The 23,111-nt window shown below is 67.2% G+C and carries 18 protein-coding genes; 9 read left to right on the forward strand and 9 right to left on the reverse strand.

Annotated elements, in window-relative coordinates:
• Positions 1-4 precede the first annotated feature (4 nt).
• Both H7F51_RS15105 and H7F51_RS15110 read right to left on the reverse strand, forming a co-directional pair.
• Positions 5-1,888: a DUF885 family protein gene (locus tag H7F51_RS15105; protein WP_185665140.1), complete on the reverse strand. Its 1,884-nt coding sequence runs from the start codon at positions 1,886-1,888 to the stop codon at positions 5-7.
• Positions 1,885-3,291 (reverse strand): M20/M25/M40 family metallo-hydrolase, encoded by a 1,407-nt coding sequence (locus H7F51_RS15110; RefSeq protein ID WP_246448580.1) that lies wholly within the window; start codon positions 3,289-3,291, stop codon positions 1,885-1,887. Before H7F51_RS15110 ends, H7F51_RS15105 begins: the two co-directional genes overlap by 4 nt.
• Positions 3,292-3,465: 174 nt before the next feature.
• Between H7F51_RS15110 and H7F51_RS15115 the strand changes: the two genes are divergently transcribed.
• The 4 genes from H7F51_RS15115 to H7F51_RS15130 all read left to right on the forward strand — a co-directional run bounded on the left by H7F51_RS15115 (position 3,466) and on the right by H7F51_RS15130 (position 8,133).
• Complete coding sequence (locus H7F51_RS15115; protein ID WP_221774171.1) at positions 3,466-4,761, forward strand: FAD-dependent oxidoreductase; 1,296 nt, start codon at positions 3,466-3,468, stop codon at positions 4,759-4,761.
• A 3-nt stretch (positions 4,762-4,764) separates the two neighbouring features.
• Positions 4,765-5,205 carry a c-type cytochrome gene (locus tag H7F51_RS15120; RefSeq protein WP_185665142.1) on the forward strand — a complete coding sequence of 147 codons (441 nt, stop codon included), beginning with the start codon at positions 4,765-4,767 and terminating at the stop codon, positions 5,203-5,205.
• Positions 5,206-5,539: 334 nt separating this feature from the next.
• The gene (locus tag H7F51_RS15125) at positions 5,540-7,213 is read left to right on the forward strand and encodes an ATP-binding response regulator (protein WP_185665143.1); all 1,674 of its coding nucleotides are present in this window, start codon (positions 5,540-5,542) and stop codon (positions 7,211-7,213) included.
• Positions 7,213-8,133 carry a response regulator gene (locus H7F51_RS15130; protein ID WP_185665144.1) on the forward strand — a complete coding sequence of 307 codons (921 nt, stop codon included), beginning with the start codon at positions 7,213-7,215 and terminating at the stop codon, positions 8,131-8,133. The genes H7F51_RS15125 and H7F51_RS15130 overlap by 1 nt, the downstream gene beginning before the upstream one ends.
• Positions 8,134-8,188: 55 nt before the next feature.
• Here H7F51_RS15130 and H7F51_RS15135 read toward each other — a convergent pair whose 3' ends face one another.
• Complete coding sequence (locus H7F51_RS15135; protein ID WP_185665145.1) at positions 8,189-8,701, reverse strand: RidA family protein; 513 nt, start codon at positions 8,699-8,701, stop codon at positions 8,189-8,191.
• Positions 8,702-9,036: 335 nt separating this feature from the next.
• Here H7F51_RS15135 and H7F51_RS15140 point away from each other — a divergent pair, with 335 nt between their 5' ends.
• From H7F51_RS15140 to H7F51_RS15160, 5 genes are all read left to right on the forward strand, one after another.
• Positions 9,037-11,670 carry a TonB-dependent receptor plug domain-containing protein gene (locus H7F51_RS15140; RefSeq protein ID WP_185665146.1) on the forward strand — a complete coding sequence of 878 codons (2,634 nt, stop codon included), beginning with the start codon at positions 9,037-9,039 and terminating at the stop codon, positions 11,668-11,670.
• A 76-nt stretch (positions 11,671-11,746) separates the two neighbouring features.
• Entirely contained in the window at positions 11,747-12,250 is a 504-nt protein-coding gene (locus H7F51_RS15145) for a Rid family hydrolase (protein WP_185665147.1), read from the forward strand.
• Positions 12,251-12,327: 77 nt separating this feature from the next.
• The gene (locus H7F51_RS15150) at positions 12,328-12,771 is read left to right on the forward strand and encodes a c-type cytochrome (RefSeq protein WP_185665148.1); all 444 of its coding nucleotides are present in this window, start codon (positions 12,328-12,330) and stop codon (positions 12,769-12,771) included.
• A 46-nt stretch (positions 12,772-12,817) separates the two neighbouring features.
• Positions 12,818-14,410, forward strand: coding sequence for a flavin monoamine oxidase family protein (locus tag H7F51_RS15155; protein WP_185665149.1), 1,593 nt, complete (start codon positions 12,818-12,820; stop codon positions 14,408-14,410).
• A 48-nt stretch (positions 14,411-14,458) separates the two neighbouring features.
• A complete protein-coding gene (locus tag H7F51_RS15160; protein WP_185665150.1) occupies positions 14,459-14,836 on the forward strand; it encodes a c-type cytochrome in 378 nt (125 codons plus the stop codon).
• Positions 14,837-14,990: 154 nt separating this feature from the next.
• On the opposite strand, the gene H7F51_RS15165 is transcribed toward H7F51_RS15160, so the two are convergent.
• From H7F51_RS15165 to H7F51_RS15190, 6 genes are all read right to left on the reverse strand, one after another.
• Positions 14,991-15,320 carry a UrcA family protein gene (locus tag H7F51_RS15165; protein ID WP_185665151.1) on the reverse strand — a complete coding sequence of 110 codons (330 nt, stop codon included), beginning with the start codon at positions 15,318-15,320 and terminating at the stop codon, positions 14,991-14,993.
• Between the two features lie 489 nt (positions 15,321-15,809).
• Positions 15,810-16,568 (reverse strand): cytochrome b/b6 domain-containing protein, encoded by a 759-nt coding sequence (locus H7F51_RS15170; protein ID WP_185665152.1) that lies wholly within the window; start codon positions 16,566-16,568, stop codon positions 15,810-15,812.
• 10 nt (positions 16,569-16,578) lie between these two features.
• Positions 16,579-17,040, reverse strand: a complete 462-nt coding sequence (locus H7F51_RS15175; protein ID WP_185665153.1) for a c-type cytochrome — start codon at positions 17,038-17,040, stop codon at positions 16,579-16,581.
• A gap of 102 nt (positions 17,041-17,142) precedes the next feature.
• On the reverse strand, positions 17,143-18,885 hold the full coding sequence (gene atzF / locus H7F51_RS15180) for an allophanate hydrolase (protein WP_185665154.1): 1,743 nt from the start codon (positions 18,883-18,885) through the stop codon (positions 17,143-17,145).
• On the reverse strand, positions 18,882-22,472 hold the full coding sequence (gene uca, locus H7F51_RS15185; RefSeq protein WP_185665180.1) for an urea carboxylase: 3,591 nt from the start codon (positions 22,470-22,472) through the stop codon (positions 18,882-18,884). The genes atzF and uca overlap by 4 nt, the downstream gene beginning before the upstream one ends.
• Positions 22,472-23,110, reverse strand: a complete 639-nt coding sequence (locus H7F51_RS15190) for an urea amidolyase associated protein UAAP2 (RefSeq protein ID WP_185665155.1) — start codon at positions 23,108-23,110, stop codon at positions 22,472-22,474. Before H7F51_RS15190 ends, uca begins: the two co-directional genes overlap by 1 nt.
• Position 23,111: the final 1 nt, after the last annotated feature.

The following is a 23,111-nucleotide window of genomic DNA, read 5'->3' on the forward strand; positions in this document are numbered from 1 at the left end:
CGCATCACGCAGTTCGCATCGCCAGCACCGAAAGCCGCTTGTTGAAGCGCGCCGTCACCACCTCCTCCATCACCGCGGACGGCGCCCGGCCCAGTTCGATCAGCTGGTGAAAATGCTTGAGGTCGAAGGCGGAGCCCGCCAGCCGCCGGGCCAGGGCCCGCAGCCGCAGCCATTCCATCTGGCCGACCTTGTAGGAACAGGCCTGACCCGGCGTCACGCAATAGCGCTCGACCTCGCGGCGCATCCCGCTCGCCGCCTGTCCGGTGGTCTGGGTCATGTAGGCCGCCGCCTGGTCGCGGGTCCAGCGCAGGTGATGGATGCCGGTATCGACCACCAGCCGGGCCGAGCGGAACAGTTGCGACTGGAGATAGCCCAGCCGGCCCGCCGGATCGCCCTCGTAGAACCCGATCTCGTCGACCACCTGCTCGACATAGAGCGCCCAGCCCTCGGCATAGGCGGGATAGCGCGTCCCCCGCTTGCGCACCGCCGGAATGCCGGGATTGGCCGAGGCGGTCGCCCCTTCCCACAAGTGGCCGGGAATGCCCTCGTGAAAGGCCACGGTCGGGATGTAGAAGCGCGGCCACTCGCTCACGTTCTGCAGGTTGACGAAGAAGGCGCCGGGCCTTGTCCCGTCGAGCGAGCCGCCCTGCGCATAGGCCAGCGCCGAGCCCTGCTCCAGCGCTGCCGGCACCCGTTTCACCTCCAGCGCGGCGGGCGGCAGCGCGCTGAACAGTTCCGGCAGGCGCGGGCGGATGCGCGCGATGGAATCGGCAAAGACCTCCAGCACCGCGGCCCGGCCCGCATCGCTCTCGGGGAAGGACTGGCCCTCGCGGCTGCCCAGTGCGGCCATGCGCTCGGCCAGAGTGCCCTGCGTCAGGCCCAGCCCTCCCAGCAGGGCGTCCATCTCGGCACTGATCGCGGCCACCTGCTCGCGCCCCATGGCGTGAACCTCGGCGGGCTTGAGGCTCGAGGCCGTCTGCCATGCCAGCGCATCGGCATAGAATTCCTGCCCCTGCGGCAGCTTCCACACACCCGCATCGCCCGTCGCCCGTACCCGCGCCGCGGTCACCGCCGCGATCTGGCGATCGACGGCGGGATAGACCACGCGCTCTACAATCGCGGCGGCCCTGGCCCCCCAGTCCCCCGCCAGCCCGGCCGCGGTGGCCTTCCTCGCCAGCGCGGCGGCAAGGCTGTTGGCCGCCGGCTCGGGCCCGCGCAATTTGCCCAGCTGGATCAGCGTGGCATCGAGCGCGAAAGACGGCGGCACGATCCCCGCGCCCATGTCCATCCGGAACGCCTCGGTCGAGGCATCGAGCGCCCCGGCAAAGGCGGAAACCCGCGCCAGCCAGGCCTCGGCATCGGCGCTGTTCGCCACGGCGTGGCGCTGTTCCAGCATGTCGGGCACCGCGCGATAGGGCCCGGTCAGCTGGCTGATCGCATAGGGCGAAACCGGGCCCGAGGCGGCCCCGTCGCCGAAACGGTACTTGGCGCCGAGCCTTGCGATCTTGCCATAATGGTCGAGCAGGACCGCGCGGTTGACGTGAGCGGTCTGGGGCAGGGCGGTCGGGTCGATCAGGGTCAGGCGCTTGACGTTGTCCTTGGCCCAGTCGACCCATTCCCCGCGTCCGCCGCGCGACCAGTCGTCAAGCTTGCCGCGCAGGCCCACGTTCTCGCCGCTGTCGGCGCCGTAGGTCGTCGCCAGTTCCGGTGAGCGCCTGAGCTGCTCCTGCCACAGCTTGTCGCACAGCCGACCCAGCTGTTCTTCCGCCCCCGGCAGGGCCCAGGCCATGCCCGGGGCCCCCGCGCCGCCCGCCACGGCGGCGGCTCCGGCGAGAAACGTCCGGCGCGTCGTCGCCCCGGCCTTGAAGGATGCCGGGGCTTCGCTCACTTCGCGCCCTCCGCGTAGGTCTTGATCAGGTCGAACATGTAGTCGCGCCCGCGATAGAGCGCCTGTTTCGAGACCCGCTCGTTGAGCCCGTGTGTGCCCACCGTCTCCGGATCGACCCAGAGCCCGGGAATCCCGTAGGCCGGAATGCCGAGCGGCCCGAGGAAGGTATTGTCGGTCGCTCCCGGAGAGATCATCGGCACCAGCGGCACGCCGGGGAAGTGCTTCTTCGCCAGCTTCTCCATCGGGCCGATCACGGCCGGATCGAGCGCGGGCGGCACGGCCAGGGTCCGCTCACGCGATGCGGCGGTGAATTTCACCCCCGGATCACCGATTGCCCGTTGCAGCGCCGCCGCCGTCTCCTCCACGCTGTCGCCCGGCAGGACCCGGCAATTGACCGTCGCCTTCGCGTGCTGGGGCAGGGCATTGGTGGCATGGCCGCCCTCGACCATGGTCACCACACAGGTCGTGTGGAGCATGGAATTGAACGAGCGGTCGGACGATACCACCGCCTCCGCCGCTCCGTCGCCCGGATCGGCCGCAAGCCTCAGCATGGCCGGGCCCATCGGCGCGGGCAGGATCTTGCCCATCATCGCCAGATAGCGCGTCGTCACCGCCGTCAGGCGCAGCGGAAATTTCAGCTCGCGCACCTTCAGCATGGCGTCGGACAGCTGGTAGATCGCATTGTCGCGCACCGGCACCGAGCTGTGCCCGCCCTTGTTGAAGGTCTCGAGGGTGAAGGTCCGCGTCGCCTTCTCTCCCACTTGCACCCCAAGGCTGAGTGGGCCGCCATCGGCCGCCATCCGCCCCGGTCCGCCCTCATTGAGCGCGAAGCCGGCCTGCAGCAGGTCCGGCCGGTGCTCGGCCAGCCAACCCGCGCCGTTGATCGATCCGGCCCCGCCTTCCTCGCCGCAGGTCAGCGCCAGCTTGAGCGTGCGGCGCGGCCTGAATCCGCCCGCGCGCAGCCGGATCATCGTGTCCGCAAAGATCGCCGCCTGCGACTTGTCGTCGGTCGATCCGCGCGCGAAGTACCAGCCGCCCTCGTCGACCAGCTTGAACGGATCGCGCTCCCAGTCCTCGCGCTTCGCCTCCACCACGTCGAGGTGAGCGAGCAGGAGCAGCGGGGCCAGCCGCGCATCGCTTCCGGTCCAGACGACGGAGAGGCCGCCATGCCTCGGGTTTTCTGCAGGCGCGAAGGCCGTGATCTCGGCCGGGGTGAACCCGGCCTTGCTCAGGCGCGCTTGCAACTGCGTTGCAGCAAGGGTGCAGTTGCCAACCGAAGCGGTCGTATTGGTCTCGACCAGTTCCTTGTAGAGATCGAGGAATTCGGCCTGATCAGCCCGGAATTGCTGGCTTTGCGCAGGCGCGGCGGCGATCAGGGCAGCGCCCAGGATTGCACCGGCCAAGATGGGGAATCGCGTCACACCCGTCCTTTGTTTTTTGCAGTGCAACATGATTCTTCGCGCTTGGCAAGGGCGTCACCATCACCCCCCCACCCGGCGGGCCCAATACGCAATCTGCGCCATTGGCAGCGCGCGCCCGCAGGGGAACCTTGCCCCGACGCAACCGAGGGGCCGTGCATGTCCGACGCCTATTCTTCCGGCCGCCCCAGTTCTCCCGGCCGTGACGGCATGGCGCTGCTTGGCCGGCGGACCATGCTCAAGGGCGGCTCCGGCGCCGCCCTGCTCGCGGGGCTGCAGGCCTGCGCCCCGGCGCCGGCCGCGCTGGTCTCGGCCCCGCCGCCCACTCCGCGCGAGCCGGGCAAGCGGCCGCTGCTCCATCCGATGCGCGGCACGCTCGACCAGCTGATCGACGTCAAGTGCTGCATCCGACCCTTGCGCGCGGCCGGGCCCAATCTCGCCGCCGAGATTATCGGCAATGCGCTGGTCGTGCACAATTACGGCCACGGCGGCAGCGGCTGGTCGCTGTCCTGGGGCTCGGCCGAAGTGGCCGTGGGCAAGGCGCTGTCGGTCCTGCCGAGGGAGATCGCGGTGGTCGGCTGCGGGATCATCGGCCTGACCACGGCGGTCGTCGCCCAGCGCGCCGGGCTCAGGGTCACGATCTATGCCCGCGACATGATCCAGCGCAGTCGTTCGTTCCGCGCCAGCGGCTCATTCACCCCGGATTCGCGCGTTGCCCTGACCGAGCCGGCCGGCCCGGCCTTCGGCGATCTGTGGGAGACCATGGCACGGCTCAGCTGGAAGACCTTCCGCACGTATCTCGGCCTGCCGGGCAATCCGGTCGAATTCCACGATTCCTACGGCCTGTCCGACACGCCGATCGAAAAGCGCCACTATCCGCCCGATCCGGCGATTACCGATAGCTACGCCACCAAGGGCGTGCCGGTGCAGAATTCCGAATTCATGCACCTGTCCGACCGGATCAAGGACATCGTGCCCCAGGCGGTCGACGTGCCCGCCGAGGAAAATCCCTTCGCGCTGCCCTATGCTCAGCGCTCCTCGCAGATGCATTTCAACTTCGCGAGCTATGCCCACACCCTGCTCAGCGAGTTCTTCGCGGGCGGCGGCCGGTTCGTGAACCGCGATTTCCACTCCCCGGCCGAATATGGTCAGCTGGCGGAAAAGGTGGTGATCAACTGCACCGGCTATGCCGCGCGCGACCTGTGGCGCGACAGGACCATCATCCCCGTGCGTGGGCAGACCGGCTGGCTCGTCCCCCAGCCCGACGCCAATTACGGGGTGCGCTACAAGAACGTCTCGATGCTCTCCAAGGGCGATGGCGTCGTGGTCCAGAACAACAACCCGGATATCGGCGAGATGCTCGGCGTCGGGGATTCGATGGAACTGCCGGACCGGTCCGGGATCGAGGAGGGGCTGCGCATCATGGCCCCCGCGCTTGTCCTGAAGGGAGCCTGAGCCATGAAGCGGACTTCTCTCGGCCTTGCTCTCGGCCTTGGCTTCCTCGCGCTCGCCGCCGCCGGGGCGGGGGCTGCCCTTGCCGCCGCCGCGCAGCCTGCGCCGCGCCTGCTCTATTCCGAAAGCCAGGCCGCCGAAGGCGCCCGGGTCTACGGCATGCGCTGCGCCATGTGCCACGGCCGGCAGCTCGAAGGGACGCTGGAAACCCCCGCGCTCACCGGCAAGTTCGTCGCCAACTGGGCGGGCCGTCCGGTCGGCGATCTCTACGACTATCTCGGCCGGGCCATGCCGCAGTTTGCCCCGGGCAGCCTCCCGCCGGAAGAGGACGCCAAGGTCATTGCCTATATCCTCAAGGCCAACGGCTATCGCCCGGGCGGCGCCCCGCTGCCGGCCGACAGTGCTGCCCTTGGGCGGATCGATCTGCCCGCGCCCGGCGCGCCGTAGGGCCCCCTCGGGCCTGACCGGCGCGCCTGCTGCGCCTGCACAGACGGACGGGACGAATCGCCCATCGCCGCAACTCGTGACCGCGCGGTCAAGCCGGACCAAAGTTCAGTCAGGCTGCGGAATTGGCCGCAAGGTGCCGGGACTCGCGAAAATCGCGGTCTGAAAACAGGGTGTTACGCCGGGCTTGTAGTGGGGTGTTGCCAGTATCGTTTGCAGGTGTGTCGCAGTTTCGTCCACCTCCGGGTGCGATCGGCCCTTGCCAATGTGAATTTTGCGTTGCAGCATGATACGGAACCAAGAACGGCGCGGGCACCAGCGCCGGGGGCGCAAATTCATGACAGCGATCGAACTGCCAATCGAACAGAACGGGCCGATGCGGCGCCTGCCGCTCTCACCCGGCAGGGTCGAGCGGCTGGGCTTTTTCGGCACGGTGATGGCCTGCCTCGTCCTCGTGATCCTGACCATGGCCGAAGTGGGCTACGAAGGCGACGATACCGCCTTCCACGTGCTCGACGTGCTGGCCCTGATCGTCATCGGCGTGGCCGCGACGATGACTCACCGCGCCTTCCGCATCCAGCAGGAAAGCCAGCTCGCCGCCTCGCGCGCCATCGCCGAGGCCGAGCGCTTCCGCGCCGCCCAGATCGCCAACCTGGCCAAGAGCCGCTACCTCGCCAACGTCAGCCACGAGATCCGCTCCCCGCTCAACGCCATCTACGGCTATGCCCAGCTGGTCGAGCGCGACGAGGGCGTGAGTGCGAAAGAGGCGGCGAAAGTGATCCGCCGCTGCGCCGAACACATGACCAGCCTGGTCGAAGGCCTGCTCGATGTTTCGCAGGTCGAGCACGGGGTCCTGCGCGTGCGCAGCGAGGACGTGCGCTTCGGCCAGTTCCTCGAACAGATCGTGTCGATGATGCGCCCGTCTGCCGCGGCCAAGGGGCTGGACTTCGTCTATGCCCCGCCGGCCCGGCTGCCCGAAGTGGTGCGGATGGACCCGAGCCGCCTGCGCCAGGTCCTGATCAACCTCATATCCAACGCGATCAAGTACACCGATCGCGGCGAGGTCCGCTTCGCCGTGCGCTATTCCGGCCAGATCGCCAGCTTCGAGATCGTCGATACCGGCCCGGGCATCGCCCCCGAAGAGCTGGAGCGCGTGTTCCATCCGTTCGACCGGGGCGATGATGCCGGCAAGCAGAAGATGCCCGGCGCGGGGCTCGGCCTGTCGATCTCGCGCGCGATCGTCGACATCCTCGGCGGCACGCTCGAGGTGGAGAGCGAGCCCGGCCAGGGCACCTGCTTCCGGGTGCGGATGATGCTCGGCGAAGTGGCCGGCAGCCTTGAGAAGGCCAGCAGTCCCGTCCGCCATTCCGGCTACGAGGGCGCACGCCGCTCGATCCTGGTGGTCGACGACGAAGCCGAGCAGCGCGACCTGCTCGAACGCCTGCTGGTCGGGCTCGGCTTCGCGGTCAACGCCGTCCCCAATGGCGAGACCGCGCTGACCCTCGCGGGAGCCCGCCGCTTCGACCTTGCCATACTCGACATCTCGATGCCGGGCATGTCCGGCTGGGAGGCCGCGCTGGGCCTGCGTGAAATGGGCGGGCCGGACCTGCGCATCCTGATGCTGTCCGCCAATGCCTCGGAATTCCACCGCCCCGAATTCCATCACCCGGTGCACGACTTCTTCCTGACCAAGCCGGTCGATTTCGCGGTCCTGACCGAGACCATCGGCGGCCTGCTCGAACTGAGCTGGAAGGTTGAGCAGCCGCGCGAGGACCTGCCCCACATCGCCTCGCCCGCCGCCACCAGCGCGCTGGGCCAGGAAGCCTGCGATCACCTCGACCGGCTGCGTGAACTGTTGCGCATCGGCTATGTTCGGGGCATCGAGGCCGAAATTCGTCAGCTCGGCGAAACCGGGGGTGCCGCACAGGAGCTGGCCGCCCGGCTGTTCGGCTGCCTTGATCGTTTCGACCTGGCCGGGATGCGCCGCTTGCTTGAAGAGGAGGTCGCCTGATGCAGGGTCCGGGTCGCACCGATACCGTGCTTGTGATTGATGATGAGCCCGATACCCTGCGGATGCTGACCGCGGTGCTGGAAGCCGCGGAAATCTCGGTTCTGGTCGCCACGTCAGGTCAGGGCGCGCTTGATCTGCTTGGTCACATCATCCCCGACCTGATCCTGATCGACGCGGTCATGCCCGGGCTCGACGGGTTCGAGACCACGGTGCGGATCAAGGCCAACCCGGCCTGGGCCGGGGTGCCGGTGATCTTCATGACCGGGCTGACCGAGAGCGAGCACGTGGTCGAGGCTTTCGAGGTCGGCGGGACCGACTATGTGCGCAAGCCGGTCAACCATTCCGAACTGCTCGCCCGCCTGCGCGTTCACATGGCGCAGGGCCGGGCGATGCATGCCAGCGTCGCCTCGCTCGATGCCACCGGCCGCCAGATGGTCGCCACCGACCGCAACGGCAACCTTCTGTGGTGTACCCCGGGCGCCGAACAGGTGATCGATCGGGTCGCGGGCGGCTGGAACCGTGCGGCCGGCGCTCTGCCGGCAGCCTTGCGCGATCCTGTCGGCAATCTCCTCGCCCGGCCGGACCTGTCCGGCGCCACGACCCGCATCGACCTGCGCGGCGCGGGCTCGCTCGAACTGGTGGTCGTGGCGCAATACCGCGAGAACGAGGTGCTGATCCGCCTCAACGAGCTTAACCCCGAGCGGGACGTCCTGCGCCTCGGCGAACGGCTCGGCCTGACCCAGCGCGAGTCCGAGGTCCTGCTCTGGGTGAGCTATGGCAAGGCCAGCAGCGACATTTCGCTGGTGCTCGAGATATCCCCGCGCACTGTGCAGAAACACCTTGAGCGGATCTACGAGAAGCTGGGCGTCGAGACCCGCTCCGCCGCCGCCGCCATCGCGATCCGCGCCATCGGGCAGTAAGCAGCGGGAAGCCGGAGCCGGCGGGCCTCGCCCCGGCTCCGGCTTCGGCTTCGGCTCACTCCTTCTTGGCGGCGATCGCCTCGATCTCGATCAGGAAGTTCGGGCCGACCAGGTTGGCCACCTGAAAGGCGGAGCGCGCAGTGGTCGAGGGGTTCTCGGCCGTGCCGAAGAACTGCTTGAAGCCCTCGTTCACCCCGGCGAAGTCGATCTTGCCCAGCTTGGGATCGGCGGCGATGAACAGGGTCATCTTGACCACGTCGCCCATGGCATAGCCGCGCCCCTCGAGGATCTTCTTGATCTTGCCGAGCACGCTGATCGTCTGGACCTTGGAATCGCCATAGTCGTCGATCGACTTGATCTCGCTCATCGGCTTGGCCGGATCGATCGGCGAGGGGAGCTGGCCCGAAACGAAGATCATGTCGGTGCCGGCCTTCACATCGGCGGCATCGAGGATGAAGGCGGCGGGGTTGGACTTGATCTTGGTCACCTGCGCCTGCGCGAGAGCGGGCAGGGCCAGCGCGGCGAGCCCGGCGCCAAGGGTCAGGGCAAACTTTTTCACGGGCACCATCGGTCTATTCCCTCGGTCTGGGAGGGCGACGGATTTCTCCGGAAAATCCGGCATTCCCGCGCCCCCACGGTTAGCCTCCAAAGCCTAGGGCAAGCGCCCGCCAGACTGATACGCAGATCGGCGTATGGCTCGAAAAGGCCCGATAAGGTCGATTGCAAGGGTCAGGAGCGAGTCCGGAAAAAGAGAAGATTTTCCGGCCCGGTCCGAGAAGTTGAGGCAACGAAAACACCGGGCAGCAGCGGACGTCGTCGGAATGAGCCGGGGCGACGCGGCAAAGCCCGAAGATCAGGGTAGGCAAGCTGAAAGGCGCGAAAACATAGGGGGGTTACACCTATATGTCGCGTTTCTCCAGGATTCACGCCGCAGCACTGGCCGCTACGAGCGCAATCGCGCTGACCGGCTTCGCGTCCGTCGCTCACGCCCAGGCGGTCGAAGCGGCGGCTGACGCCCCGGCCGAAGCTGCCGGCTCGGAAATCATCGTCACCGGCACCCGCGCCTCGGGCCAGCAGGCAGCCAATTCCGCCGCACCCGTTCAGGTGCTGTCGCAGGATGCGCTGACTCACGTCGCCCAGCCGAACCTCAACCAGGCCCTGACCCAGCTGGTCCCCTCGTTCCAGGCCCAGACCCAAGGCACCGACATGGCGAGCTTCTCGCTCTCGGCCCGTCTGCGCGGCCTTTCGCCCAACCACACCCTCGTCATGGTCAACGGCAAGCGCCGCCACGCCAACTCGATCCTCCAGGTCATCAACGGAGCCTTCGGCGGTTCGGCCGCACCGAGCATCGACCTGATCCCGCCGGACATCGTCAAGCGCATTGAAGTGCTGCAGGACGGTGCCGCGGCGCAATACGGTTCGGACGCCATCGCTGGCGTCATCAACATCATTCTCAAGTCCGACACCGAAGGCGGCGCGATCAAGCTCAACGCCGGCCAATACTACGACGGCGAAGGCCGCACCTACAGCGTCAGCGGCAATTTCGGCATGAAGGTGGGTGAAAGCGGCTATCTCGATTTCTCGCTGTTCCATCGGCGCAACGAAGTCACCACGATCGGCGATGGCCAGCTTTCGGTCGTCAACTATAACGGCACCCCAGTTACGGTCACCGGCGCCAATGCCGCGCTCCAGCCCTACTACACGGCGCTTGCCAATAACGGCGGCACAGCCAACATCAATGGCGGCCAGCCCGCTTCGCAGCTGACTCTCGGCTTCTACAACGCCGGTTATGATTTCGGCGATGTCCAGTTCTACTCCTTCGGTGACGTTTCGTACCGCCACGGCGATGCTCTGCAGGGATACCGGACGCCCAATCGCGTCTGCGCAACCAGCAGCAGCACGAACCCGATTGTTCCGACCTCATGCTACGCCGACACCTACATCTACGGCATGGTCCCGCACATCGAGGTCAACCAGAACGAGTTCTCGCTGACCAACGGCTTCAAGGGCACCGCCGGCGGCTGGGACTGGGATCTGGCTGGTTCCTACTCGGAAGACGTGGCAAAGATCTACACCACCCATTCGGCCAACGTTTCGCTGTTCCAGGCGACCGGCCAGACGCCCAGCTACTTCTACGACGGCATGTTCAAGTTCACCCAGTTCGTCGGCACGCTCGACCTGCGCAAGCAGTTCGAACTTGGCATGGCTGAACCGCTGACCTTCGCTGCAGGCGGTGAAATCCGCCGCGAAACCTACACGATCGGCGCTGGTGACGCGATGAGCCTCTACAAGGAAGGCGGCCAGTCCTTCCCAGGCTATGCCCAGAGCGACGCGGGAACCACCCGCCGCACGGCCAAGGCGATCTATGTCGATTTCGCCGCCAAGCCCGTGGAAGGGTGGTCGGTCGATCTGGCCGGACGCTACGAGCACTACAGCGATTTCGGCGATACCGCGATCGGCAAGCTGACCACGCGTTATGACTTCAGCCCGGCCTTCGCGCTGCGCGCCACCGTTTCGACCGGCTTTCGCGCCCCATCGCTGCAGGAAGGCAGCTATTCGGCCACCAACGTCGGCCCGACCAGCGCCACCCTGCAGCTCGCGCCGGGTTCTGCGGGCGCACTCAAGGCCGGGTTCTCCTCGCTCAAGCCGGAAAAGTCGCTCAACCTCTCGGCCGGCGTTGTGCTGCGCCCGATCCCGCGCCTGACAGTCACCCTCGACGGCTACTACATCAAGATCCGCGACCGGATCGTCTCGTCGGGCACGATCACCGGCCAGACCTATGTCTCGCTGACCGCTGCGCCGAAGCAGAACACCGCGATCATCAACGGCCAGAGCGCCTATGATCTGGTTCAGGCGGTGATTGCGGCGAGCGGCAAGTCGATCGATCCGACCGTGGTCCAGTACGGTTCGCTTTCGATCCAGACCTACACCAACGGCATCGACACCGAGACCACCGGCCTCGAACTCGCCGCCCGCTATCCGGTTGATCTGTCCTTCGGCTCGCTCGATCTCTCGCTTGGCGCGAACTACAACACGACCAAGGTTATCGCCAACCGGCTTGGCTCGCTGTTCAACGCTTCGGCACGTCAGACCATCGAATCGGCCAGCCCGAAGACGAAGGTCAATGTCGGCGCCCTGTTCAAGAGCGGCAAGTTCACCGCCAACCTGCGCGCCAACTACTACAGCAAGACCATCAGCTACGTTCAGCCCAACGGCGCCTACACCGGGCCCAAGGACATCGAGAACACCTGGGATATCGCAGAGGTCAAGCCGGCAGCGATCTTCGATATCGAACTGGGCTATGACGTGACCTCGTTCATGAACCTGGCGATCGGTGCCAATAACCTGTTCAACAAGAAGCCCGAAGTGCCTGGATTGGTGTCCGACTACACAACTGGCACCAACGCTACCACCAAGTACGTCAACGGCGCCTCGCCTTACATCAACGGCCAAGGCACACTGAACGCGCCCTATACCTTCGGCCCCTATGGTTCGAACGGCGGTTACTACTACGCCCGCGCGACCTTCAAGTTCTGATCCAGCGCGAAGGGGCGGCCTTACGGGCCGCCCCTTTTCACTTCCCCAGACCACATATCCGGAGAGGTTCCCTCCCATGAAGCACGTCCTCGCCACCACGCTGGCCCTCGCCGCCGCGCTCGCTGCCGGCACCGTCTCCGCCAAGACCGCCCCGGCCCCCAAGCCCATGGTCGAGCGCACCGGCGCGCCCACCGGCGTCATCGCCAGCACCGCGCTGGTCCCGGTCGGGGCCAAGATCCTCTATCTCTCGGGCTCCACGGCCTCGCCGGTCGATCCGGCCAAGCCTGACGAGTTCGGCGATACGGCCACCCAGACCAAGTCGATCCTGACCAAGATGAAGGCTTCGCTTGAAGCCATGGGCTGGTCGATGGGCGACATCGTCAAGATGAACGTCTTCCTCGTCGGCACGCCCGAAACCGGCGGCAAGATGGACGCGGCGGGCATGAACGGCGTGTTCAAGACCTTCTTCGGCACGCCCGAGCAGCCGGGCAAGCCGACCCGCTCCACGGTCCAGGTGGCCGCGCTCGGCCGTCCGACCACGCTCGTCGAGATCGAGGCGATCGCCGCCAAGGCGCCCTGATCAATCGCGCGGCTGCGGGGGCGGGCCTTCGGGTCGCACCAGCCTCGTCCCCGCAGCGGCGCCGCCAAGGACCCGGAATGACCACCAGCAAAGCCGCCCGCGCCGTCCTTCTCGCTGCTGCCCTTGCCATGGCGGCAGGCGGCACGCTCAAGGCGCAGGACACCGCGGGCAACAAGAGCGCGGTCCAGGTCTCGCCCGAGGGGCAGGAAGTTTACGAGCAGATCTGCCAGGCCTGCCACATGGCCGATGCCAAGGGCGGCGGCGGGGCCGGGGCGGTGATCCCGGCACTGGCCGGCAATCCAAAGCTGGCCGACAAGGACTATCCGATCACCCTGCTGCTCAAGGGCCGGGGCGGAATGCCGTGGATGACCGACATCCTCACGCCCGAGCAGATGGCCGCCGTGGTCAACTACGTGCGCGGCCACTTCAATTCCTATCCCGGCGTCGTGACTGCGGCCGACGTCAAGCGCGTCGCCACCGGCCCGGCCCCGGTGAGGGACTGCGACACCTGCGGCAAATGAGCCGCGCGCCTGCCCATGCGGCGGGGCATTTTCAGGGGGACCATTGATGCACAGCGACCTGTCCGCACCGAGCCGCCGCGACCTGCTCACCATGATCGGCAAGGCCGGGGGCGGCCTCGCCATGTATCAGGCGATGACCGCGCTCGGCCATGCCGCCGAGACCCAGTTCACCGGCCCGCCGCAACTCTCGGGCGCCAAGCCGGGCGCGAGTGTGCTGGTGCTCGGCGCGGGCCTTGCCGGCATGCTCGCCGCCTACGAGCTGACCAAGGCCGGCTACAAGGTGCAGGTGCTGGAATATCAGGACCGCCCCGGCGGGCGGAACTATTCGGTGCGTGGCGGCGACAAGATCGTGGAAGTCGGCGGCGCGACCCAGACCGTCGGCTATGCCCCCGGCAACTACCTCAATCCGGGGCCGTGGCGCATCCCGCACCATCACCGCACCCTGCTGCACTATGCCAAGGCCTTCGGTGTCGAGCTGGAACCGTTCATCCAGATGAACCACAACGCCTTCGTCCACCGCAAGGGCGCCTTCGGTGGGAAGCCGCAGCGCTACAAGGAACTGGCGACCGACTTCAAGGGCCACGTCTCCGAACTGCTGGCCAAGTCGCTCAATGCCGGCGCGCTCGACAGCGCGGTCTCCAAGGAGGACAAGGAGCGCCTGGTCGAGGCGATGCGCGACTGGGGCGTGCTCGACGGCAACCTCGCCTATACCGGAGATCTCCACGTCGCCGCGCAGCGCGGATATGACAAGGCGCCCGGCGGCGGCGTTGGCGGCGCGCCCACGCCCTCGAAGATCAACGGGCTCTCGTCGGTGCTGGACAGCAATGTCTGGACCCAGATGGGCTTCTTCTTCAGCTACGTGATGCAGACCACCATGTTCGAGCCCAAGGGCGGCATGGACATGATCGGCAAGGGTTTCTACCGGCAGGTCGCCAAGCTCGTGCGCCTGAACACCAAGGTTGCGAAGATCGCGCAAGACGAACGCGGGGTGACGGTCGACTGGACCGACACGAAGACCGGACAGGCCGGTCAGTCGAAGGCGGACTGGATGGTCTGCACCATTCCCGCCACGATCCTCAGCCAGATGGACCTGCAGGTTTCCGACGCGAAAAAGGCCGCGCTGAAAGCGCTGCCCTATTCCAACTCGGTCAAGATCGGGCTCGAGATGAAGAGCCGGTTCTGGGAAGAAAACTACTCGATTTACGGCGGCCATTCCTTCACCGATCAGGCGATCGGGCTGCTGTCCTATCCCAATTTCGATTTCTTCAAGGATCGCCCGGCGGTCCTGCTCGGCGCCTTCGCGGGCGGGGCGGGCGGCTACCAGCTGGCGGGCATGACCCCCGAGCAGCGCATCCAGACCGCGCTGGCGCAGGGCGAGGTGTTCCACCCGGCCGAATACCGCGCCCAGTTCCTCAATGGCGCCTCGGTTGCCTGGAGCCGGATCCCGTGGATCATGGGCTGCTGCGCCACCTGGAGCGAGGACAGCCGCGCCCGGCACTACCAGGATCTGGTGTCGCTCGACGGCCGGATCGTGCTTGCTGGCGAACATGCCTCATACTACGGATGCTGGATGGAAGGCGCGCTGCTCTCGTCGCTCGATGCGATCAAGCGCCTTCATGCAAGGGCAATGTCCTCATAGGTACGGTGCTGCGGAACAACTCTCACTGGGCAATGGAAACCTGAACCGATGAACAAACTGGCAATTTCTCTCGCCGTTGCGGGCCTGGCCTTTTCGATCTCCGCGACCGCGCAGGCAGCGGGCGACCCGGTCAAGGGCAAGGCGACTTTCGCCCAGTGCGCGGCCTGCCACAAGGTCGACAATACCGGCAAGAGCACGATCGGTCCGAACCTCTTCAAGGTGGCCGGGCGCGTTTCGGGCACCCTGCCGGGCTTTGCCTATTCGCCGGCCATGAAGAACGCCAAGAAGACCTGGAACGATGCTGCGCTCGACGCCTATCTCACGGCGCCGATGACCAACATTCCGGGCAACAAGATGCCTTACGCCGGTCTCAAGAACCCGGCCGATCGCGCCAACGTGATCGCCTATCTCAAGACCCTGAAGTAAGGGCGCGCCCGCGCCTTTGGCGCGAACAGGCCGAAAAAGCTAAAGGGCGCCGGAGTTGTCCTCCGGCGCCCTCGCCTTTGCGGCCTCCCCAAACGATTATGCGCGGGAATGCGTCGGGTAGACCCCGATCAGCCGTAAAATCAGTCGGCCAGGATCAGTTCGGCAGGCCCTGGGTCGCCATGCGCGCACCGCCGTTGGTGGCGGCCATCACCAGCTGGCGCACCTTGGGTGCCATGCTGGCGGCCATTTCGCGGCGGCACTTGAAGTCGGGCGAAAGGTCGGCGCCGATCCGGTCGCCCGGGTTGCAGGTGGCGGCGATCTTCCTGGCGGCGTCGGCCTGGAACTTGGCCACGGCCTCGGGATTGGCGAAATCGACGCCGGCCGAGTTGACGTTCAGCGCAACGTTCTCACGCGGGCCGGCGAAAGCCGCCGACGAACCGGCAAGCAGGGCAACCGCGGCCAGCGCGGTGCAGATGGTCTTCATGGATAGTCTCCTGCGAAACTTATTATTCGTGCGATTTTTTGTAATAATGAAGGTGGGAGTGCCACGTCAGGCTTATTAAGCGGGCCGGGCCCTCTCCTGCCTGTCAGCGTTCTTTGTGCGCTTGACTGGCCAAATAGTGCCGCGATTCCCTCACGACAAGGCGAAAAATCACGCTGCAGCGCGGAATTGCGCGGTTTTGCGTGCTGCCGCTGCGAAGTGCGTTTCGTGCAACGGCCTATATCTGCGCGCCGCATTTAGAATCTTGTCTTGCACGATACTGTGCAGTTCTTGTTATTGGCGGATAATTACATAACCGCCATTTGGAACCTTCACCGCGGCCTGCCGGCCTTTGGCCGCCGCGGCCCGCCTCCCGCTCACGCCGCACTGCACCAGCAACTGTGCAAAAAAATCGGGCCGCAGCAGGCAATTCCCGCTGCGGCCCGCATTTTTCATGACCGGGAAGGGGCCGCTGGCCGCCTTCCGCGCCGATCACATGTACGAATCCTCGCTCAGCCCTTCAACCGGCGGCGGCTTGTCCCACGGCCAGCGCGCGCCCCACGGCGGTACGCCCCACGAGATCCATACCGCCACCACGGCGGCGATCACCGCGACCACCAGGCCCCGCCACAGCGGCGCCATCCGGGGGGCCGTGATGCCGGCGGGCACCCACTTGCGGCCGGTGATCATCGCCGCGACAAGCTTCTCCTGCTTGACGAAGCGGTAGAACAGGATCGCCGCGATATGCAGCACGATCAGCGCAAGGATCAGGTTGAACACCAGTTCGTGGGCCTTGCTCGCCGCCACCGCCGTATCATAGGACACGAGGTGGTTGAGCGGGCCCGAGGCGACCGCGTCGGTATCCTGGGCGATCGTGCCGAGCCCAACCTGCAGCGTGAGCAGGCCGAGCAGGCCGAGCACGCTGAGCGCGCCCAGCGGGTTGTGCCCGACGACATGCTCGGCCGTGCCGGCCCGTGCGCTGGCGATATAGGCGCGGATCGACGCCGGCCCCCGGACGAAGCCGGCAAACCGTGCGGTCGAAGACCCGACCAGGCCCCACACCAGGCGGAACAGCACCAGGCCGAGCATGATCAGCCCGATGGTGACGTGCAGCTTGATGTTCCCCTTCTCCGCCGTCCACCACAGGGCCGGCATGAGCACGACGAAGCTCCAGTGGACCAGCCGAACCGGCAGGTCCCACAGAGCGATCGAGCGGGTCGCGTCCCCGGCGACATCCGGCGCATCGCTCATGCTGGCTTCCTTAGCTGCGCGGCTTGCGGAAGGTGTCGTGGCAGCCCTTGCAGGTCTGGCCGACCGCACCGGCAGCAGCCTGCATCTTGGCGAGATCGCCCGTGTTGGCGGCAGCCTGGAAGGCCTTGGCGGCGGCGGCCATCTTGGCGTCGGCAGCCTTGAAGTCGGCCGGCTTCTGCCAGATCACCGGCAGGGCATCGGTCTTCACGCCGGTTTCGGCGCCGGTGCCCTTGGGGAAGCCACCCTTGACCTTGACGGCAGCGGCGGCCAGCGCATTGGCATTGGCCTTGACCACGGCCGGGTTGGGCGAGGGGAGCTTGAACTCGTCCATCGTGCCCTTCATCGCCTTGCCCATGATCTTGAAGTTGTCCTGGCGGGCCTTGATCACGTCGGCCGGAGCGGCGGCGATGGCAACCATGGCGGTGGCAGGCAGAATGAGCGCCGCGATGGCGGCGAGCTTGACGGTCTTCATTGTGTTTGTTCTCCCCGGGAGGTGCGGATTGTTGACGATCCAGCCTGCGCTTCTCGCCGATCAGCGCCTGCCGGTCAACTTGCCGTCTTGTCGCTGATTGTCTCAATTGCGTGATATAAAGGCCCGCCAGCCGCCCAATGCCGTGATGTCCTCGGCTCCGGCAAGGGCCCGCGGTTCGGCCACGAAACCCTTGACCTGGCTGCCGTCGGCCAGCGTGACCGTACCGATTGCCAGTGGCGGCGGCACCTCGACCACGAAGGAGCCGAAGGCCGCGATTTCAATCTCGTAGACTTCTACCTTTATCGCGCCGCCGCTCTCGTCGAAGACCAGCGCGGGCTTGGGCGGCACCGAATCCGCCATGGCGAAGAGGCGGTAGCTGGGCGCGGTCTCGGTGGCGCAGACGAATTTGGCCCCCCGGCTGGTCAACTGCCAGTGCAGCGGCATGCCTTCGAGGTGAGCGCCGACGACGGCGAGACGGGTGGTTTCCACTTTGCCTCCGGTATCAAGGGTGGGGCGCTCGCCGGGATGGGCCCAGTCCAGAGCGAAATCGATAAGCGCGCGGTCGGATCCGGCCGGGGCGAACAGGCTGATCCCGAACCCGGTGCCATTGCGGCGATAGCCCGCCGGCACGGCGATCGCAGCCATGTCGAGCAGGTTGACGAAATTGGTATAGGTGCCGAAGTGGCTGTTGAGCGCCACCGGATTGGCCAGCATCTCGCGCACCCGGTAGATTACGGGAGAGGTCGGCACGGCCAGGGCATCGACCTCGCGCCACAGGAGCTGCGCGGCGCGGGCGTAGTCCATCAACTGGTACTGCCCGCGAAAGGCCTCGATCGCGCTGACCCCGGTCCCGCCCTCGACGATCTCGCGCACGGTCGGGTCGAAAGCGCCGGGGTCGCCGCGCAGCAGGTCTTCGACGGCGGCGGTCCGCTCGGCCACCCACGGCCCGGAATAGAGCAGCTTGGCGGCCTCGAGCAGCGGGGCGATGTCGACCTCGACCAGCGCATAGCCCTGCGCCTCCAGCCGCTCGAGCGCGCGGGCATAGAGGTATTCCGCCTCAAGGTCGCCGAACCACGGGCGCTGCGCGGGTAGCGGCACGCCGAGCACCTTGCCCACCGGGAGGTCGGCCAGCTCGCGCGAATAGGCGTCGGCCAGGTCGAACCCGGCGATCACGCTGTCGGCGAGGGCGGCATCCTCGGCGTCGAGGGCGAAGACGGTGATGCAATCGAGCGAGCGGCAGGCCGGGGTCAGACCGGAGGTGGACCAGCGCCCCTTGGTCGGCTTCAGACCGACAAGGCCGTTGAAGGCGGCGGGCACCCGGCCCGATCCCGCCGTGTCGGTGCCCAGCGCCAGCGGCACCACCCCCGCGCCGACCACCACGGCCGAACCCGAGCTGGACCCGCCGCTGACATAGTCGAGATTGGCCACGCAGCGCGGAGCGCCATAGGGGCTGCGCGTGCCGTTGAGCCCGGTGGCGAACTGGTCGAGATTGGTCTTGCCGAGGCAAATCGCACCCGCATCGATCATCCGCTGCACGGTAAAGGCATTGGCTACCGGATCATAGGCGAAGGCCGGGCAGGCTGCCGTGGTCGGCAGCCCCACCACGTCGATATTGTCCTTCACCGCGAAGGGCACGCCGGCCAGCGGCAGCACTTCGCCCGCCGCGATCCGCGCGTCGACCGCGCGGGCGGCGGCCAGCACCGCCTCGGCGCCAAAACGGCTGATCCAGGCCTGCGGCTGGACCGCATCGTAAGCCGCCGCCCGCGCCAGCGCCTCCTCGGCCACCTCCAGTGCGGTCGCCGCGCCGGAACGGACATCATGGGCAATCGCGCGCGCGGTCTTCATGGCATCTCCACGGCTATCAGGGGCGCGCCGGGGCTGACCGGCTGGCGTTCGGACAGATAGAGCCTGCGCACCGTGCCGCTGACCGGGGCGATCACCGGGCTTTCCATCTTCATCGCCTCGATCACGGCGATGGTGTCCCCGGCGACGACCGTGTCACCCTCGGCCACGGACCATGACCACAGCACCCCGCCGAACGGGGCCTCGACCAGTTCGCAGCCCTCCGGCAGGTCGATCGCCACCGGGTCGGCCGAGGCTTCTGCGTCTTCGGTGAGCGCGGCGACCCGGCTGAACTCGCCGCGCGCTTCCCAGTCGGCCCGCTCGGCGGCAAAGGCGATCTCGCGGCGGCGCTGGAACGCGGCGATGTCTCCGGCATTGTTGGCCAGCAGCGCGCGGTAGTCAGCCAGGCGGAACTCCCCCTCCTCGATCGTGATCTCACGCCGGCCGAGCGGAAAGTCGCGCCGCCATTCGGTCAGCTCCTCGTGGCTTACCGGGAAGAAGCGGATCCGGTCGAAAAACCGCAGCAGCCACGGCTTGCCCTCGGTAAAGGAACCGGTCTGCATCCACGAATTCCACACCTGGATGGTGCGGCCGAACAGCTGGTAGCCGCCGGGCCCCTCCATCCCGTAGATGCACATATAGGCCCCGCCGATCCCGACCACGTTGGGCGGGGTCCAGGTCCGGGCCGGATTGTATTTCGTCGTGACCAGCCGGTGGCGCGGGTCGACCGGGGTGGCCACCGGCGCGCCGAGATAGACGTCGCCCAGGCCCATCACGAGGTATTCGGCATCGAACACGATGCGCCTGACCGCCTCGGCATCGGCAAGGCCGTTGGCGCGACGGATAAACTCGATATTGTCCGGGCACCACGGCGCATCGTCGCGCACCGAGGCCATGTACTTGGCCACCGTCTCATGGATCGCCGGATCATCCCACGAAAGCGGCAGCCACACGGTGCGGCTGGGGATGGCGAAATCGTCAAGCCCGCCCAGCCGCTCCTCCGCCCCGGCCAGCGCGGCCACCAGATCGCGTTGCGGGAGCAGGCGGCTGTCATGGTGGATCTGGACCGAGCGGATGCCCGGCGTCACGTCGATGATCCCGGGCAGTTGCAGCTGGTCCAACTCCAGCATCAGGGCATGGACGCGCAGGCGCAGCTCGAGGTCGAGCACGATCGGGCCGTATTCGACCAGCAAGTGCTGGTCGCCCTGCCGGCGATAGGTGACCTCGGGGCGATGCCCTTCGGCGGCGATCGCGTGAACGATCGGGCTGCCCAGCTCGGCGAGGAGGTCGATCGGCGCCGATGCTCTTCCCGCAATCACCGCATCCTGCTCGGCCAGCGCCGCCGCCGCCCCCGCCTCGCTCACCGGGAGGAACCGGACGCTGTCGCCCGGCGCCAGTTGCCCCAGCTTCCACAGGTCGGCGGCGATCGTCACGAAGGGGCAGACAAACCCGCCGAGCGAAGGCCCGTCCGGCCCGAGCAGGATCGGCATGTCGCCGGTAAAGTCGACCGCGCCCACGGCATAGGCATTGTCATGAATGTTCGACGGGTGCAGCCCCGCCTCGCCCCCGTCGGCCCGCGCCCAGTGCGGCTTGGGCCCGGTCAGGCGCACCCCGGTGCGGCTCGAATTGTAGTGCACCTTGTAGGGCGCGGTGCAGAGCGTCTCGATGTCGTCGTGAGTGAAGAAATCGGGCGCGCCGTGGGGGCCATAGAGCACCCGCAGCGTCCATTCCCGCGCGATGGCGGGCCGCGCCGCGCCGCCCAGTGCGGGCAGCGGCTTTTCGCGGGCAAGGTGCAGGGTATCGCCGGTCAGAACCCCGCGCGCGGCATGGCCGCCGAACTCGCCCAGTGTGAAGGCCGCTCGGCTGCCGAGGAAAGTCGGCGCGGCAATCGCCCCCTCGACCAGCAGGTAACCGCGCATCCCCGCGCCCGAAACCCGCCCGATCTGGAGCACCTGCCCGGCTGAGACCGCGAACGGCTCCCAGCAAGGCACCGCGACCCCGTCGAGCGTCGCGGCAAAGTCGGCGCCGGTCAGGCAGACCCGCACCGCCGTATCGAACTTCAGCGTGGGCCCGGCGGCGGTGAACTCCAGCCCCGCCGCGCCCTCGTGATTGCCGAGCAGGCGATTGCCGAGCCGAAACGACAGCGCGTCCATCGGCCCCGAAGGCGGCACGCCCACGTCCCAGAAGCCGATCCGCCCCGGCCAGTCCTGCACCGTGGTGGCGGGCCCGCCCGAGAGCACGCGGATCGTCTGCGGATACCATTCGATCCCGGACAGCGCCCGGGTCGAGACCTTGCCGCTGGTGAACACCTCCGAGGCGATCACGCTGCGCAGCCAGTCGAGGTTGGTTTCGATCCCCGAAAGCCGCGTCTCGTCGAGCGCGTCGTGCAAGGCCTCGATCGCCTCGGCCCGGCTCGGCGCAGTGACGATCAGCTTGGCCAGCATCGGATCGTAGAACGCCGAGACCACCGACCCCGCCGCCACCCAGCCATCGACGCGCGGGCCATCGGGAAAGTCCACCTCGATGAGCCGGCCGGAAGAGGGGCGGAAGTCCTGCCCCGGGTCCTCGGCATAGAGCCGCACCTGGATCGAGGCGCCCTGCGGCCTGGCTTCGAACCCATCCAGAAAGGCAAAGTCCCCTGCCGCCCCGCGCACCATCCACTCGACCAGGTCGACCCCGGTAACCTGCTCGGTCACCCCGTGCTCGACCTGCAGCCGGGTGTTGACCTCGAGGAAGTAGAAGTCGTCCCGCGCCGGATCGTAGAGAAACTCGACCGTCCCGGCGGAAAGGTAATGCGCTCCCGCGGTCAGCCGCACGGCAGCATCGATCATCGCCGCGCGCGTCCCCGGCGGGAGCAGCGGAGCCGGGGTCTCCTCGACCACCTTCTGGTTGCGCCGCTGCAGCGAACAGTCCCGCTCGCCCAGCGCCACGACCCGGCCCTGCCCGTCGCCGAAGACCTGCACCTCGATATGCCGCGCGGTCTCGACATAGCGTTCGAGGAAGACGCCGCCATTGCCGAAATTGCCCGCGCCCAGCCGCACCACCGAGGCGAAGGCATCGGCCAGTTCACTGGCCGAATGGCAGATCTTCATCCCGATCCCGCCGCCGCCCGCTGTGGCCTTGAGGATCACCGGATAGCCGATGCCCTCCGCCGCCTGCACCGCCTCTTGCTTGTCGGTCAGCAGCCCCGTCCCCGGCGCCAGCGCCACCCCGTGCGCCTCGGCCAGGTCGCGCGCGGTGTGCTTGAGACCGAACCCGGTGATGTTTTCCGGCGTCGGCCCGATGAACACGATCCCCGCCGCCGCGCAGGCCGCCGCGAACTCGGTGCTCTCGGAAAGGAAGCCGTAACCGGGATGGATCGCCTCCGCCCCGGTCGCCTTGGCCGCCGCGATGATCGCCGGAATATTCAGGTAGCTCTCAGCTGCCGGCGCCGGCCCGATCCGCACCGCCTCGTCGGCCGCCGCCACGTGCAGCGAACCCGCATCGGTATCGGAAAAGACCGCGACCGAAGAGACCCCCATCGCCTTCAGCGTGCGGACGATGCGGCAGGCGATCGCTCCGCGATTGGCGATGAGGACCTTCTGGAACATCAGGAAGCGGCGCTCACGATCATCCGCACCGGCGTCGGGTTGAAGCCGTTGCACGGGTTGTTCACTTGCGGGCAGTTGGACACGACCACCTCGACGTCCATCTCGGCCACGAGGTCCACCATCAGCCCTGGCGCCGAAATCCCGTCGACGATCCCCAGCGCCCCGTCGGCCTCGACCGGCACGTTCATGAAGAAGTTGATGTTGGAGACCATGTCGCGCTTGCCCCGCCCGACGCGGACATTGGCATCGAGGAAATTGTCGACGCAGGAATGCTGGCTCTTGGTGTGGTGGCCATAGCGCAGCGTGTTGCTCTCGCACGAACAGGCCCCGCCGATCGTGTCGTGATAGTCCACGTTGGTCGCCGTGATGGTCATCATCGCCCGCCCTTCGTTGGAGAGCAGCCTCGCCCCGGCCTTCAGGAAGATATTGCCCTGCGCGGCGATGGTATCCTGCGCCGAATAGCGCTCGGCATCGTCGCCTGCGGCATAGATCAGGAAGTCCACCGCCTGGTTGCCCTCCAGGTCGACGATGCGCAGCGTCTCGCCCCGGTTAACCCGGTGCAGCCACGGCGCGAGCGCCGGCACCACTTCGTCATGAACGATCGCGCCCGGCAGCCCGGAAAGATGCGGATCAGCCATC

Origin of the sequence: Novosphingobium flavum (genome assembly GCF_014230315.1) — a bacterium.
GTDB lineage: Bacteria > Pseudomonadota > Alphaproteobacteria > Sphingomonadales > Sphingomonadaceae > Novosphingobium > Novosphingobium flavum.

What these genes read in the sequence shown, in the direction of transcription:
- H7F51_RS15115 (WP_221774171.1), top strand. Translation starts at nt 3,466, where the DNA reads ATGTCCGACGCCTATTCTTCCGGCCGCCCCAGTTCTCCCGGCCGTGAC.
- H7F51_RS15120 (WP_185665142.1), top strand. Translation starts at nt 4,765, where the DNA reads ATGAAGCGGACTTCTCTCGGCCTTGCTCTCGGCCTTGGCTTCCTCGCG.
- uca (WP_185665180.1), bottom strand. Translation starts at nt 22,472, where the DNA reads ATGTTCCAGAAGGTCCTCATCGCCAATCGCGGAGCGATCGCCTGCCGC.
- H7F51_RS15130 (WP_185665144.1), top strand. Translation starts at nt 7,213, where the DNA reads ATGCAGGGTCCGGGTCGCACCGATACCGTGCTTGTGATTGATGATGAG.
- H7F51_RS15190 (WP_185665155.1), bottom strand. Translation starts at nt 23,110, where the DNA reads ATGGCTGATCCGCATCTTTCCGGGCTGCCGGGCGCGATCGTTCATGAC.
- H7F51_RS15140 (WP_185665146.1), top strand. Translation starts at nt 9,037, where the DNA reads ATGTCGCGTTTCTCCAGGATTCACGCCGCAGCACTGGCCGCTACGAGC.
- H7F51_RS15155 (WP_185665149.1), top strand. Translation starts at nt 12,818, where the DNA reads ATGCACAGCGACCTGTCCGCACCGAGCCGCCGCGACCTGCTCACCATG.
- H7F51_RS15160 (WP_185665150.1), top strand. Translation starts at nt 14,459, where the DNA reads ATGAACAAACTGGCAATTTCTCTCGCCGTTGCGGGCCTGGCCTTTTCG.
- H7F51_RS15125 (WP_185665143.1), top strand. Translation starts at nt 5,540, where the DNA reads ATGACAGCGATCGAACTGCCAATCGAACAGAACGGGCCGATGCGGCGC.
- H7F51_RS15145 (WP_185665147.1), top strand. Translation starts at nt 11,747, where the DNA reads ATGAAGCACGTCCTCGCCACCACGCTGGCCCTCGCCGCCGCGCTCGCT.
- H7F51_RS15175 (WP_185665153.1), bottom strand. Translation starts at nt 17,040, where the DNA reads ATGAAGACCGTCAAGCTCGCCGCCATCGCGGCGCTCATTCTGCCTGCC.
- atzF (WP_185665154.1), bottom strand. Translation starts at nt 18,885, where the DNA reads ATGAAGACCGCGCGCGCGATTGCCCATGATGTCCGTTCCGGCGCGGCG.
- H7F51_RS15150 (WP_185665148.1), top strand. Translation starts at nt 12,328, where the DNA reads ATGACCACCAGCAAAGCCGCCCGCGCCGTCCTTCTCGCTGCTGCCCTT.
- H7F51_RS15170 (WP_185665152.1), bottom strand. Translation starts at nt 16,568, where the DNA reads ATGAGCGATGCGCCGGATGTCGCCGGGGACGCGACCCGCTCGATCGCT.
- H7F51_RS15165 (WP_185665151.1), bottom strand. Translation starts at nt 15,320, where the DNA reads ATGAAGACCATCTGCACCGCGCTGGCCGCGGTTGCCCTGCTTGCCGGT.
- H7F51_RS15135 (WP_185665145.1), bottom strand. Translation starts at nt 8,701, where the DNA reads ATGGTGCCCGTGAAAAAGTTTGCCCTGACCCTTGGCGCCGGGCTCGCC.